Origin of the sequence: Mesorhizobium sp. LNJC405B00 (assembly GCF_000502615.1) — a bacterium.
GTDB lineage: Bacteria > Pseudomonadota > Alphaproteobacteria > Rhizobiales > Rhizobiaceae > Mesorhizobium.
This window is the reverse complement of record NZ_AYWC01000002.1, coordinates 401,982-414,578: the sequence shown is the minus strand read 5'-3', so window position 1 is coordinate 414,578 and position 12,597 is coordinate 401,982. Positions and strand designations below refer to the sequence as shown.

Below are 12,597 nucleotides of genomic sequence, written 5' to 3'. Positions count from 1 at the left end.
TGCCGCGGCCACCGATGTCTATTTAGTTTGAGCCACGGTTTTTTTGGCCTGCCTAGGCTTGCCGGGCTTCCGTCCGGTCGCGGGCTTCAGGACCTGCCCATATCCCTCTATAGCGCCCGTATACACACGATAGAGAAACGTCTCTCGGCTTACGAAATACGCGACACTGGGCTGGCCGGATGCATCATTGGGGCGCGTCGGTCTGTGGGCCACTCGAACAATTGGGTGCGGTGGCTCGATGGCTCCCGGTAACATCACATGATCGCCGACCCGCGGAGCATATTCAAATATCAGCTCCTCCGGCGGGTCGTTGTCGACGGTAACAAGACACTTCACAACCATTCGAGCTTGCCTCCATGCTTCGCCAAGCATATCGGGGCTTCTGCCCGAGGGGCAACCGCCCGATAGATTCCCCGGGCCAAAATACTACCAGTCGGCGATGCGATCCCCGCCGGTGAATTGCGCGCTTTTTGCGGTGTATTCGAACAGCTCGATCTTCACGCCGTTGGGGTCGCGGATCCAGGCCTGAAACGTGTCGTCGCAGGCATGCTTCTTGGCCGTGATATCAATGCCTTTCGACTTGATGTGGGCGATCGCCGCATCGATGTTTTCCACCTCAAGGCAGAAATGGTTGATCTGGTTGAGCTCGCTATGGCTGGTGCCGTCCTTCTGGAACACCTCGACATGGCTGCGATCGCCGCAATTGAGGTAGAAGCCGAAGATCTTGCCGTCGCGCAGGAAGTTGAACTGCGTGTCGAGGCCGAGCACGTCGCGGTAGAAGGCCCGCGTCGCTTCCAGATCATGCGCGAAGATGCAGACATGGGCGAGTTGCTTCACCTTGATCATCACCGGCTCCCTCGCGAAAGTGTGGACTCAGGTCGGTGGCGTGCCGTTTTCGGCCAGCACCGCACCGGCGAGATACAGCGAACCACCGATCAGGATGCGCGGCGCCGGGCCGTCCCAGGTGTCGCGCAACAGCATCAGCGCGCTGGCGACGGAGCTGACCGGCTCGGCGGTGAGGCCGGCCTCGGTCGCCCGGATCGCCAGTTCGTCATTCGGCACACCGGCGTCGCTCATGCTCACCGGCACGGTGTAGACATGGCGGACCAGGCCCTTGAAGGCGTGGAAATAGCCGCTCTGGTCCTTGGTGTTGATCATGCCGGCAATCAAAAACAGCGGCCGCGGGTTCTTTTCCTCCTGCTCGGCCAAGGCTTCCGCCACCACCACGCCGGCGCCCGGATTGTGACCGCCATCGAGCCAGATGTCGGCGCCCTTGGGAGCGAGGTCCGCCAGCCGGCCCTGTGCCAATTTCTGCATGCGGCCCGGCCATGCGACGCTCGCCATCGCCTTCTCAGTGGCGCGATGACTGATTTCGAAACCGGCTGCCTTGACGGCGGCAATCGCTGCCGCCGCATTGGCGAACTGGTGGCGCCCGGGCAGGCGCGGTGGCGGCAGGTCCATCAGCCCGTCCTCATCCTGATAGACCATGCGGCCGTTTTCCTCGAAGGCGAGAAAATCCTGGCCGTAGACGAAGGTCGGGCAATCCAGCCGCTCGGCGGTTTCGATCAGCACTTGCAGCGCCGTCTCGCTCTCCTGCGCGCCGATGACCACCGGGCAGCCGCGCTTCATGATGCCGGCCTTTTCGGCGGCGATCAGTTCGACCCGGTCGCCGAGATAGGCTTCGTGATCCATCGACACCGGCATGATCACCGACACCGCCGGCCGGGCAACGACATTGGTGGCGTCGAAGCGGCCGCCAAGGCCGACCTCGATGATGGCGGCGGCAGCCGGATGTTCGGAAAACAGGATGAAGGTGACGGCGGTTAGGATTTCGAAGACGGTGATCTTCTGGCCTTGATTGGCCCGGGCGACGCGGGCGATGGCCTCGGCGAAGGTCTCGTCGTCGACCAGCCGGCCGCCGCCCTCGGCCGCCAGTCGGTAGCGCTCGGCCCAGTTCACCAGATGCGGCGAAGTGTGGACATGGACAAGGTGGCCGCCGGCTTCGAGCAGCGCGCGCGAAAAGGCCGCGCACGAGCCCTTACCGTTGGTGCCGGCGATATGGATGACCGGCGGCAGCCGCTCCTGCGGATTGCCGAGGCGTTCGAGCAGCCTTGTGATGCGGTCGAGCGAAAGGTCGAAGCCTTTCGGATGCAGCGCCATCAGGGCTTCGATTTCACGATCTGCGGCAAGCGTTGTCATGAGCGAATCCTACGCATGCGCGCAGGTGCACGCAATCGCGGTTTGCGGCCAGAAATGTCGCGTCAGGCCTGCGGGCGGGCTTCCGTCGGGATGACCGACGGCGGCAGGATTTCCGGCTCCAGCGGCTTTTGCTCCTGCGGCAGTTTGAGCAGGATTTTCAACAGCCGTGAAATCGTCTCGCGCAGTTCCAGCCGCGACACCACCATATCGACCATGCCGTGCTCCATCAGATATTCGGAGCGCTGGAAACCGTCCGGCAGTTTCTCCCGGATGGTCTGCTCGATGACGCGCGGGCCGGCAAAGCCGATCAGCGCGCCGGGCTCGGCAATGTGGACGTCTCCCAGCATGGCGTAGGAGGCGGTAACGCCGCCGGTGGTCGGGTTGGTCAAGACGACGATGTATGGCAGGCCGGCTTCCTTCAGCCGGTCGACGCCGATCGTGGTGCGCGGTAACTGCATCAGGGACAGAATGCCTTCCTGCATGCGCGCGCCACCGGAGGCGGCAAACAGGATCAGCGGCCGCTTGCGCTGCAAGGCGACCTCGAAACCGTGCACGATAGCGTCACCCGCGGCCATGCCGAGCGAGCCGCCCATGAAGGCGAAATCCTGCACCGTCACCACAACCGGCAGGCCTTCGACCGTGCCCAGCGCGTTGATGATGGCGTCTTCCAGGCCGGTCTTGGCCTTGGCGTCCTTCAGCCGGTCCGTGTAGCGCTTCTCGTCGCGGAACTTGAGCGGGTCCTGCATGACCTTGGGGTTCTCAAGCTGCTCGTATTTGCCGTCGTCGAGGAAGAATTTCAGCCGTTCCTTGGCCGAAATCTTCATGTGATGGCCCGATGACGGGATGACGAACTGGTTGGATTCCAGGTCCTTGTGAAACACCATCTCGCCGGTCTCGGGATCCTTGATCCAGAGATTCTCGGGCATGTCGGTGCGCCGGCCGAGCATCGAATTGATCCTCGGGCGAACGTAATTGGTGATCCAGTTCATCGCTTCGGCTCCTGTCCTGACGAAGAGTTGGCTCGTGCATGTCGCCCAAAAGTGGGAACCGGTTTTGGGATAACGACTTGCACAAGGCCTAAGTAGGGAAACTATTCGGCAGCAGCAAGGCGGGCCGAACGCACGCCCTGAGACAGTCCGCTGACCAGGGTGGCGACGGCTTCGGCCGGGTCGGCGGTCTTCTCGCCCTTCGGTCCCAACACATTGGCGACCGCGTTGACGATCGCGGTGCCGACGACGACGCCATCGGCATTGGCGCCGATAATGCGCGCCTGCTCGGCGGTCTTGACGCCGAAGCCGACGCAGACTGGCAAGTTGGTGTGGCCCTTGATGCGCTTGACCGCGGCGGCAACCTTGCCGGTGTCGGCCAAAGCCGAGCCGGTGATGCCGGTCATCGACACGTAATAGACGAAGCCCGACGTATTCTGCAGCACCTTGGGCAGGCGCTTGTCATCGGTGGTCGGCGTTGCCAGGCGGATGAAGTTGATGCCGGCCTTCAGCGCCGGAATGCAGAGTTCTTCGTCCATCTCCGGTGGCAGGTCGACGACGATCAGCCCGTCAATGCCGCTGGCGATGGCGTCCTTGAGGAAGCGATCGACACCGTAGATGTAGATCGGGTTGTAGTAGCCCATCAGCACGATCGGCGTTTCATTGTCGGTGGCGCGGAAATCAGCCGCCGTCTTCAGCGTCTTGACCAGGGTCTGGCCACCTTTCAGCGCGCGCAGGCCCGCGGCCTGGATCGCCGGGCCGTCGGCCATCGGATCGGAAAACGGCATGCCCATTTCGATGATGTCGGCGCCGGCCTTCGGCAGCGCCTTCATGATCGACAAAGCGGTGTCATAGTCGGGGTCGCCGCTCATGAAATAGGTGACGAGCGCCGGGCGGCCCTCGGCTTTCAGTTTTGCCATGCGGCGGTCGATGCGGGTCACCATGATCAGATCTCCATGCCCAGCATCGAGGCCACTGTGTGCACATCCTTGTCGCCGCGTCCCGACAGGTTGACGATGACGATCTGGTCCTTGTCCATATCCGGCACGATCTTGACCGCATGCGCGATGGCGTGCGCGGATTCCAGCGCCGGGATGATGCCTTCGACGCGTGTCGTCAGCTTGAAGGCTTCCAGCGCCTCGTCGTCGAGGATCGGCACATATTCGACGCGACCGGAATCGCGCAGCCAGGAATGTTCGGGGCCGACGCCCGGATAGTCGAGGCCGGCCGAGATCGAATGGCCGTCCATGATCTGGCCATCGGCGTTCTGCAGGAGATAGGTGCGGTTGCCGTGCAGGACGCCTGGCGCGCCGGCATTCATCGAGGCGCAATGCTCGATGCCGTCGAGGCCGCGGCCGCCGGCTTCGATGCCGATGATGCGGACTTGCCTGTCGTCGAGGAAAGGATGGAACAGGCCGATGGCGTTGGAGCCGCCGCCGACAGCCGCGATGATGGTGTCGGGCAGCCGGCCTTCCTGTTCGAGGATCTGGGCGCGCGCCTCGATGCCGATCACCGACTGGAAGTCGCGCACCAGCTCCGGATAGGGATGCGGACCTGCGGCGGTGCCGATCAGATAATAAGTGTCCTCGACATTGGTGACCCAGTCGCGCAACGCTTCGTTCATGGCGTCCTTCAGCGTGCCGTGACCGGCGGTCACCGGCCGCACTTCGGCGCCGAGCAGCTTCATGCGGAAGACGTTGGGGCTTTGGCGGGCGACATCGGTGGCGCCCATGTAAACGACGCAGGGAAAGCCGAAGCGCGCCGCGACCGTGGCCGCGGCAACGCCGTGTTGACCAGCGCCCGTCTCGGCGATGATGCGCTTCTTGCCCATGCGCTTGGCCAGCAGGATCTGGCCGAGGCAGTTGTTGATCTTGTGCGAACCGGTGTGGTTCAAATCCTCGCGCTTGAAGTAGACTTTGGCGCCGCCCCCGAGGCCCTTCGCCGAGGAAACCTCACGAAGATGCTTGGTCAGGCCTTCGGCGAAATACAGCTTTGACGGCCGCCCGGCATAGTGGGTCGACAGATTGGTCAACTCGGCCTTGAAGTCCGGATCGTTCTTGACCTCGTTCCAGTGCCGCTCGAGGTCGAGGATCAGCGGCATCAGCGTCTCGGCCACGAAGCGGCCCCCGAAGATGCCGAACATGCCCTGTTCGTCGGGTCCCGTGCGGAAGGAATTGGGTGTCGCCGGCTTGTTCATCGCCGATCTCCTGGTCTTGGTTCTGAGCATGTCTTATCGGAAAACCGGTTCCCACTTCTCCGGAACATGCTCGGGTTCGAAAGAAGTGCCTCAGGCAGCGCGGTCGTCGCGCGCGGCCCTGACGGCCCGGAAAAACTGCTCGATCAGCGCCGGATCCTTGACGCCCGGGCCGCTTTCCACCCCCGACGAAATGTCTATCGCGGGCGGATTGGCTGATATCAGGGCGTCGCCGATATTGGCGGCGTTGAGCCCACCGGAAAGCATGTAATCGAGCCCGGCGTCAAGGCCGGCCAGGATGCGCCAGTCAAAGGCGACGCCATTGCCGCCCGGAAGTTGCGAGCCCTTTGGTGGCTTGGCATCGAACATGAAGCGATCGGCAACGCCGATGAACGGCTTTAGCCGCTCGAGATCGGCTACCTCACTGACGGAGAACACCTTCATGACAGGCAGGCCGTAGCGAGCTTTCACCTCTGCCACCCGCTCGGGCGTCTCCGTGCCGTGCAACTGCAGGATGTCGGGGCGCATTTTGGCGACGATCTCATCCAGGAATGCGTCATCGGCATCGACGGTCACGGCGACCGCCCTGGCCTTGCCGATTGCCGCCTCGCGCAGGCGGCCGGCTGCCGCAGGCTCGACATAGCGCGGGCTTTTAGCAAAGAAGATGAAGCCGACATGGCTGGCGCCGCCGGCCAATGCCGCGGCCATTGCCTCATCGGTCTTCAATCCACAGATCTTGATATCGAGCGCCATGGCGCGGGGCTTGGCACGAAACCGGCCAAGAGTCGAGAAAAAGCATGCTGTTTGCCGGCAACGCCAAAGGCGCTACCTATTGATGGGAGAAGCAAGGCGGAGCAGACCAATGGCCGACCAGAGCATAGCCGAACTCAGGCAGAAGATCGCGCAAGCGCGCGACGTCATCGCGCATCTGATGCAAAAGGCCGCCTTCGACGGGGCAGAAGCGCACCGGGTCCTGGATTATTTCGGCAGCGATGCGTTCGAGCAGAATTTCCTGCCATGGCCGCGCCATGGCGACGAAGGGCTGCGGCCTGAAGAGCTTAATGCGGCCAATGATGATTGAGCGCGGCGCTGGCGCAGGCTAATCGAACACAATCGCCTGCAACGCCCCACCATTCCTCTTCAGCCAGTCCTTGCAGCGGTCGGTGTCGGGGCAGAGCTGCTCGCACAGTTTCCAGAATTTCGGGCCGTGGTTCATCTCCTTGAGATGCGCCACTTCATGCGCGACCAGGTAGTTTATCACCGGCGTCGGCGCCATCATGATGCGCCATGAGAAGGACAAATTGCCGTCGGAAGTGCAGGAGCCCCAGCGGCTCGACGTGTCCTTGAAGCGGATCGCCTTGGCGCGCTTGCCGATGGCTTCGGTATGCTTGACCACCAGCTTCTCGATGTCCTTCTTGGCCTCGCGCTTGAGGAAATCGGCGATGCGGCGCGGCAAATGTATGCGCTCGCCATGGACGATCAGCAGCGGACCGCGCTCGTCGCGCGACACGGTGACGGTGCCGCGTTTCGACGGTTCGTGGACGATGCGATGCGCGACGCCGCGTATCGGGATCTTGATGCCGGGGCGCACTTGCGGCCGTGTCGGGACCTTGGCCAGACGCTGCTCCAGCCAGCCCTGGTGGCGGTGAAGGAATTTCTCCACCTCGCCGCGGCGCAGGCCCGGCGGCACGGTGATGCGCAGCCCCTGGCCGCCCGAATCGATGCGAAGCGTCAGCCGCCGTGCGCGGGCGCTCTCGACAATCCTGAGCGGCAGTGTGCGGCCGGCAACGACGTGCTCTCGCTCTTCGACAGGCGAGGGTTTTGGTTTGGTCAGGTTGCGGAAAAAGCCGAAGGACATGGCTGAACGATACGCGATTCGAGGAAAACGACCAGAACAAAAAAGAAACGGCGCCGCTTCGCGCGACGCCGTCCATCATGCCAAGGCCTGTCTTACAGCGCCGCGCGTCTATGACGCGCACAGGACGCTGTAGCACTCTAATTTGGCGCATGAACCTTTCCGAAAATCGGTTTCGATTTTCGGGGTCATGCGCGCAGCCTCAGTCGTCAAGCAGGTTCGGGCCTTTACGCTTGGGGGTCGCGGGCTTGGCCGTTTCGGCCGAGCCTGTTTTCGCAGGCGCCGTCGACTTGTTGCGGTTGGCCATGAAGCGGTCGAACTCGTCCTGGTCCTTGGCGCGGCGCAATTCGCGGGCGTACTCATCGAACTCGCTCAGCATCTCGTCGAGCTTGCGACGCTCTTCGGCGAGGCGTTCGAGTTCCTTCTCGCGCCAGTCGTCGAAAGCGACATTGCCGGTGCGGGCCGAACCGTGGCCCCAGCGCGCGGCCTTGTCGGAACCGCGGCGGCAGCCGGCGAAGATGCCGTCCGTGGCGCGGTTGACGTCGCGCTTGAAGCCGTCAAGCCGGTCGCCCCAGATGATGTAGGCGAGCATGGCGAAGCCAAGCGGCCAGAACACCATGAAGCCGATCACCATCAACGCGATGGTCGCCGGCGTCCAGGCCGGGCGGATCAATGCGGATGTGTTCATTTTCTCCCATTCCTTCGGTTGGAGACAGCCAAGAGCGGCTGCGTGGATTCGAAATGGGATGAGAAAAACGGCGATTCAAGACAACGCCCGCCAAAACCGGACAACAGCCTGAAATGATTATCGCTTTTTGAGCGCTTCGAGGAAAAGCACAACCAGGCCGGCGACCAGGCCCCAGAAGGCGGCGCCAACGCCGAACAAAGTCAGCCCCGACGCGGTGACAACGAAGGTGACAGTAGCCGCCATGCGCTGGTCCTCGTCCTTGAGGGCGATCGACAGCGCGTTGGCGAGCGATCCCATCAGCGCCAGGCCGGCTACCAGAACGATCAGGCTCTGCGGCAGGACGGCGAAGATCGCCACCAGCGAGGCGCCGAAAACCGCGAAGATCAGATAGCCAAGTGCATAGAAGGGCCCGGTCTTCCAGCGCTCGGCCGGGTCGGGATGGACGTCCGGCCCGGTGCAGATCGCCGCAGAGATCGCGGCCAGATTGGTGGTCGAGCCGCCAAACGGCGCCGACAGCAGCGAGAACAGGCCGGTGACGCCGATCAGCGGGCCGGGTTCGGGGTGATAGCCGGCGGCGCGCAAGACGGCGAGACCCGACAGGTTCTGCGACGCCATGGTGACGAGGTAGAGCGGCAGCGCCAGGCCGATGACAGCTGCGGCGCTGAAATGCGGGGCAATCAGCGTCAGCGTCGACAGTTCCGGCGCCGGCAGTCCGCCGACGCGGCCTGTCAGGAATGCGGCGATGCCGCCGCCGATCAGCACCGCCAGCACCGACAGCGCCGGGTTGAACAGGCGAATGACGAAGAAGGCCGCGATCAGCGGCAGGATCAGCCAGGGGTCGACCGGAATGGTCTTGACGGCATTGAGCGCGAAGGTGACGACGATGCCGGCCAGCATGCCGGACGCGACCGACGTCGGTATCCTTGATATAAGCTGGGTCAGCGGCTTGAACAGGCCGGTGGCGATCAACATCAAGCCGGTGACGATGAAGGCGCCGACCGCATCGGCCATGGTAAAGCCGCTCGATGCCGCCATCAGCGCCAGGCCTGGTGTCGACCAGGCGGTGATGATGGGCATTTTCGTGCGCCAGGACAGCCACAGGCATTCGATCGCCATCGCCACGCACACTGCCGTCACCCAGCTCGCGGTCTCGGCCTGGGTGGCGCCAACCGCCTTGGCGGCGGCAATGACGACGGCCAGCGTGCCGCCGAAGCCGACGATTGCCGCGACAAAGGCGGATATCGGGATGGAAATGCGCATTCTCGCCTACCCCGCCCGCTGAACCATGTCGCCCACCGCCCTCAGCAGCATGTCGAGATCCTGCGGCCGCGACAGGCGGTGGTCGCCGTCGGGAATGAGCGACAAGATGACGTCGTCGGCTGGCAGCAGCGAGACCAGCTTCAGCGCATGGCTTGCCGGCACATCGGCATCGGCCAGACCCTGCAGGATGTGGACGGGGCAATGGGTATCGATCGGCCCGGTCATCACCCGGTTCACCCTGCCGTCCTCGATCAGCGCGCTGGTGTAGATGTAAGGCTCGGCGGAATAGTCCGAAGGTTCTTCGAAAAAGCCTTTCTCCCGGAGGTCGCGCCTCTGTTCCTCCGTCAGAGCCGGCTCGACCAGCTCGGCGGTGAAATCCGGCGCCGGCGCGAGCAGCACCAGGCCAACCACATTGCTGTCGCCCGCCTTGCGCATTTCCTGCACCATGCGCAGCGCGATCCAGGCGCCCATCGATGAGCCGACCAGGACCTGCCTGCCCTCGGTGAAACGCCGGAAGACGGCGAGGCTCTCGCCAAGCCATTTCGAGATGGTGCCGTCGGCAAAGGCGCCGCCGGATTCGCCATGGCCGGAATAGTCGTGGCGCAGATATGCGCGGCCTTCCCTGGCCGCCCAATCCGACAGCGTCTGCGCCTTCGTGCCCAGCATGTCGGATTTGTAGCCGCCGAGCCAGACGACGCCGGGCGTTGCGCCCGCCGCATGGCGCACAGCGATATCAATGCCGTCGACATCCAGCAGGGTTGGGGTGGTCGCGGTCATGGCTGTGGATCAATCCTGGTTCTGGGGGCCTGATTGTGGGAGCCTGATTTTACTCGCCGGTCTTTTGACACAGGCACAGGCGAGGCGGAAAGTGCTCGCGACATCCTTTGTTTGGTGCAGGCCTGCGATCAGGGTGATTTTCTGTCAGCGCTGTGCTATTGACTCCGCCCGCGCGCTCACCACATTGGCGCGTCCTGAACATTTCTAGATTGAAACCCTGAACGTCTAGATTGAAACCCTGAACGAAACGGCCAAGGAGACCACGACCATTCGCAGACCTTTCAAAGCAGCGGCGCCCACCAAGGATGGCCCGCGCTCCAACCGTGATATCCGGGTTCCCCGGGTCCAGCTGATCGACGCCGATGGCCAGAACCGCGGCGATATTTCCATCAACGACGCATTGCTGCTCGCCGAAGAGGCAGGCCTCGATCTGGTCGAGATCTCGCCCAATGCGGTGCCGCCTGTCGTCAAAATTCTCGATCTCGGCAAATTGAAATACGCCAACCAGAAGAAGGCGGCCGAGGCGCGCAAGAACCAGAAGGTCATCGAGATCAAGGAGATCAAGATGCGCCCGAACATCGACAGCCATGACTACGAAACCAAGATGAAGGCCGTGCGGCGCTTCTTCGAGGAAGGTGACAAGGTCAAGCTGACGCTGCGCTTCCGCGGCCGCGAGATGGCGCATATGGAACTCGGCATGCAGCTCCTGAACAAGGTGCGCGAGGAGACGGCTACCATCGCCAAGGTCGAAGCCGAGCCGAAGCTGGAAGGCCGCCAGATGATGATGGTGCTGGCCCCGCGCTAGATCAGTTCGGGCTTTGCGCTCTAAATCCGCCTGAATCCTGTCTCATGGCGTCCCGGCGATCGGCGGGACGCCGATTCTCCTGTCCAGACGCCGCGATCGCCGGCAAAGCTTCTCGACGATCGGATTCCCGACATGGCCAATGAAATCAACCCTGCGCCCATCAAGGAGCTGGGCGGCTACCAGCACATGCGCCGCATGGTGCTTGCGGTGCTGGTGGTGGTGCTGTTTGCGGCACTGCTGTTCGGCCAGTCGACCTTCCCGCCCGATACCCCGGTGCATGAAACGATCGAGATGGTCGGCGTGCTGCTGATCTTCCTTGGCGTCGTCGGCCGCTTGTGGTCGACACTCTATATCGGCGGGCGCAAATCCTCCGAAGTGGTCACCGGCGGCCCCTATTCGATCACCCGCAATCCTCTCTACGTGTTCTCGACCGTTGCCGCCGCCGGCGTCGGGGCGCAGATCGGCTCGTTCTCCGGCATCGTCCTGTTTGCGCTTTTGTGCGCCGGCGCCTTCCACATCGTCATCCTGCGCGAGGAACGGTATCTCAAGGAGGTTCTCGGCGCGCCCTATACAGCCTATCTGGCGCGGGTGCCGCGTTTCTTCCCCCAGCTGTCGCTCTACCAGGAAGGCGACACCGGCAGCTTCAAGCCGCGCCTCTTGCTGACCACCTTGCTCGACGGGCTGGTGTTTCTGGTGGCGTTGCCGGTGTTCGAGACCATCGATGGCGCCCAGCAATCGGGCATTCTGCCGGTGCTGTTTAGGCTGCCCTGATCGCGGAGAGAGCGTCGCAGCCGCTCGGGTGTTGCGCGCCAGCCCGCTTTGACGTATAGGACCGCCGTTCCAAGAAAACCGCCCGGCAGGGCATGCCGTGGCGGTTTCATTTGCTTTTCGGGCTTTGGTCCGCCCGAAGCGAACAAGAAGCGCGATTGTGCGCCACCAATACGGAGTAGCAAAATGCCCAAGATGAAGACCAAATCGGCCGCCAAGAAGCGGTTCAAGATCACAGGTACGGGTAAAGTCCTGTCGGCTGCGGCCGGCAAGCGTCACGGCATGATCAAGCGTTCCAACAAGTTCATTCGAAATGCCCGCGGCACGATGGTTCTGGCTGAACCGGATGGCAAGAAGGTCATCAAGAATTTTCTGCCGAACGGCCTCTGAGCATTCGGTTTCAGGAACAGCGTTTAAGGAGATCATGACATGGCACGCGTAAAAAGAGGCGTCACCTCGCACGCCAAGCACAAGAAGGTCCTGAAAGCCGCGAAAGGCTTCTACGGCCGCCGCAAGAACACCATTCGCATCGCCAAGCAGGCGGTCGAAAAGTCGATGCAGTATGCGTATCGCGACCGCAAGAACCGCAAGCGCTCGTTCCGCGCGCTGTGGATCCAGCGCATCAACGCCGCGACGCACGAGCATGGCCTGACCTATGGCCGCTTCATCGACGGCCTCAACAAGTCCGGTATCGAGATCGATCGCAAGATCCTGTCCGACATGGCCATCCATGAACCGCAGGCGTTCGCCGCACTCGTGGCCAAGGCCAAGGTCGCGCTCGAATATCTGAAGAACACCACCCCGAATGCTTTTGAAAGCGCTGTCGCCTAGAGCATGATGCCAAAAAGTTGCTGACTTTTTGGACAACATCATGCTCAGGGAAATTTAGCGAGGAGCGCGATCTTTCCGAAAAGTCTGCAACTTTTCGGGATCGGGCTCCGAGCCCAGCGCTTCCCAGCATTCGCAATTCTGATTGGGGAACCCGCGCTGGCACGGCTGGCGCGGGTTTTTCTTATGGCTGAACTTTCAACTTGAAAGTGACTTTCACCTCAAAGTTGACTCCCA

General features: G+C 62.7%; 15 protein-coding genes. 5 read left to right on the top strand and 10 right to left on the bottom strand.

Going from position 1 to position 12,597, the window contains the following annotated elements:
• Window positions 1-426 precede the first annotated feature (426 nt).
• The 6 genes from X756_RS159495 to X756_RS159520 form a co-directional block, all read right to left on the bottom strand.
• Window positions 427-846 (bottom strand): VOC family protein, encoded by a 420-nt coding sequence (locus X756_RS159495; RefSeq protein WP_023693068.1) that lies wholly within the window; start codon window positions 844-846, stop codon window positions 427-429.
• Between the two features lie 27 nt (window positions 847-873).
• Window positions 874-2,199 (bottom strand): folylpolyglutamate synthase/dihydrofolate synthase family protein, encoded by a 1,326-nt coding sequence (locus X756_RS159500; RefSeq protein WP_023728840.1) that lies wholly within the window; start codon window positions 2,197-2,199, stop codon window positions 874-876.
• A 62-nt stretch (window positions 2,200-2,261) separates the two neighbouring features.
• Window positions 2,262-3,188, bottom strand: a complete 927-nt coding sequence (accD, locus tag X756_RS159505; RefSeq protein WP_023687437.1) for an acetyl-CoA carboxylase, carboxyltransferase subunit beta — start codon at window positions 3,186-3,188, stop codon at window positions 2,262-2,264.
• Window positions 3,189-3,289: 101 nt separating this feature from the next.
• Window positions 3,290-4,129 (bottom strand): tryptophan synthase subunit alpha, encoded by an 840-nt coding sequence (gene trpA, locus X756_RS159510; protein WP_023693067.1) that lies wholly within the window; start codon window positions 4,127-4,129, stop codon window positions 3,290-3,292.
• A 2-nt stretch (window positions 4,130-4,131) separates the two neighbouring features.
• Window positions 4,132-5,382, bottom strand: a complete 1,251-nt coding sequence (trpB, locus tag X756_RS159515; protein ID WP_023687439.1) for a tryptophan synthase subunit beta — start codon at window positions 5,380-5,382, stop codon at window positions 4,132-4,134.
• A gap of 90 nt (window positions 5,383-5,472) precedes the next feature.
• Window positions 5,473-6,132, bottom strand: coding sequence for a phosphoribosylanthranilate isomerase (locus X756_RS159520; RefSeq protein WP_023693066.1), 660 nt, complete (start codon window positions 6,130-6,132; stop codon window positions 5,473-5,475).
• Between the two features lie 109 nt (window positions 6,133-6,241).
• Between X756_RS159520 and X756_RS159525 the strand changes: the two genes are divergently transcribed.
• Window positions 6,242-6,460, top strand: a complete 219-nt coding sequence (locus X756_RS159525) for a hypothetical protein (RefSeq protein ID WP_023672288.1) — start codon at window positions 6,242-6,244, stop codon at window positions 6,458-6,460.
• 18 nt (window positions 6,461-6,478) lie between these two features.
• Here the strand turns inward: X756_RS159525 and X756_RS159530 are convergent, their stop codons facing one another.
• The 4 genes from X756_RS159530 to X756_RS159545 all read right to left on the bottom strand — a co-directional run bounded on the left by X756_RS159530 (window position 6,479) and on the right by X756_RS159545 (window position 9,959).
• A complete protein-coding gene (locus X756_RS159530) occupies window positions 6,479-7,237 on the bottom strand; it encodes a M48 family metallopeptidase (RefSeq protein ID WP_023693065.1) in 759 nt (252 codons plus the stop codon).
• Window positions 7,238-7,436: 199 nt separating this feature from the next.
• Window positions 7,437-7,922, bottom strand: a complete 486-nt coding sequence (locus X756_RS159535; RefSeq protein ID WP_023672286.1) for a DUF2852 domain-containing protein — start codon at window positions 7,920-7,922, stop codon at window positions 7,437-7,439.
• Window positions 7,923-8,039: 117 nt separating this feature from the next.
• Window positions 8,040-9,182, bottom strand: a complete 1,143-nt coding sequence (locus X756_RS159540; RefSeq protein ID WP_023728839.1) for a benzoate/H(+) symporter BenE family transporter — start codon at window positions 9,180-9,182, stop codon at window positions 8,040-8,042.
• A gap of 6 nt (window positions 9,183-9,188) precedes the next feature.
• Window positions 9,189-9,959 (bottom strand): alpha/beta hydrolase, encoded by a 771-nt coding sequence (locus tag X756_RS159545; RefSeq protein WP_023728838.1) that lies wholly within the window; start codon window positions 9,957-9,959, stop codon window positions 9,189-9,191.
• A gap of 268 nt (window positions 9,960-10,227) precedes the next feature.
• Here X756_RS159545 and infC point away from each other — a divergent pair, with 268 nt between their 5' ends.
• The 4 genes from infC (at window position 10,228) to rplT (ending at window position 12,363) form a co-directional block, all read left to right on the top strand.
• On the top strand, window positions 10,228-10,764 hold the full coding sequence (gene infC, locus X756_RS159550) for a translation initiation factor IF-3 (RefSeq protein WP_023744911.1): 537 nt from the start codon (window positions 10,228-10,230) through the stop codon (window positions 10,762-10,764).
• A gap of 132 nt (window positions 10,765-10,896) precedes the next feature.
• Window positions 10,897-11,535, top strand: coding sequence for an isoprenylcysteine carboxylmethyltransferase family protein (locus X756_RS159555; protein WP_023681388.1), 639 nt, complete (start codon window positions 10,897-10,899; stop codon window positions 11,533-11,535).
• Between the two features lie 183 nt (window positions 11,536-11,718).
• A complete protein-coding gene (gene rpmI, locus X756_RS159560; protein WP_006201248.1) occupies window positions 11,719-11,922 on the top strand; it encodes a 50S ribosomal protein L35 in 204 nt (67 codons plus the stop codon).
• Between the two features lie 39 nt (window positions 11,923-11,961).
• Entirely contained in the window at window positions 11,962-12,363 is a 402-nt protein-coding gene (gene rplT, locus X756_RS159565; protein WP_023672281.1) for a 50S ribosomal protein L20, read from the top strand.
• Window positions 12,364-12,597: the final 234 nt, after the last annotated feature.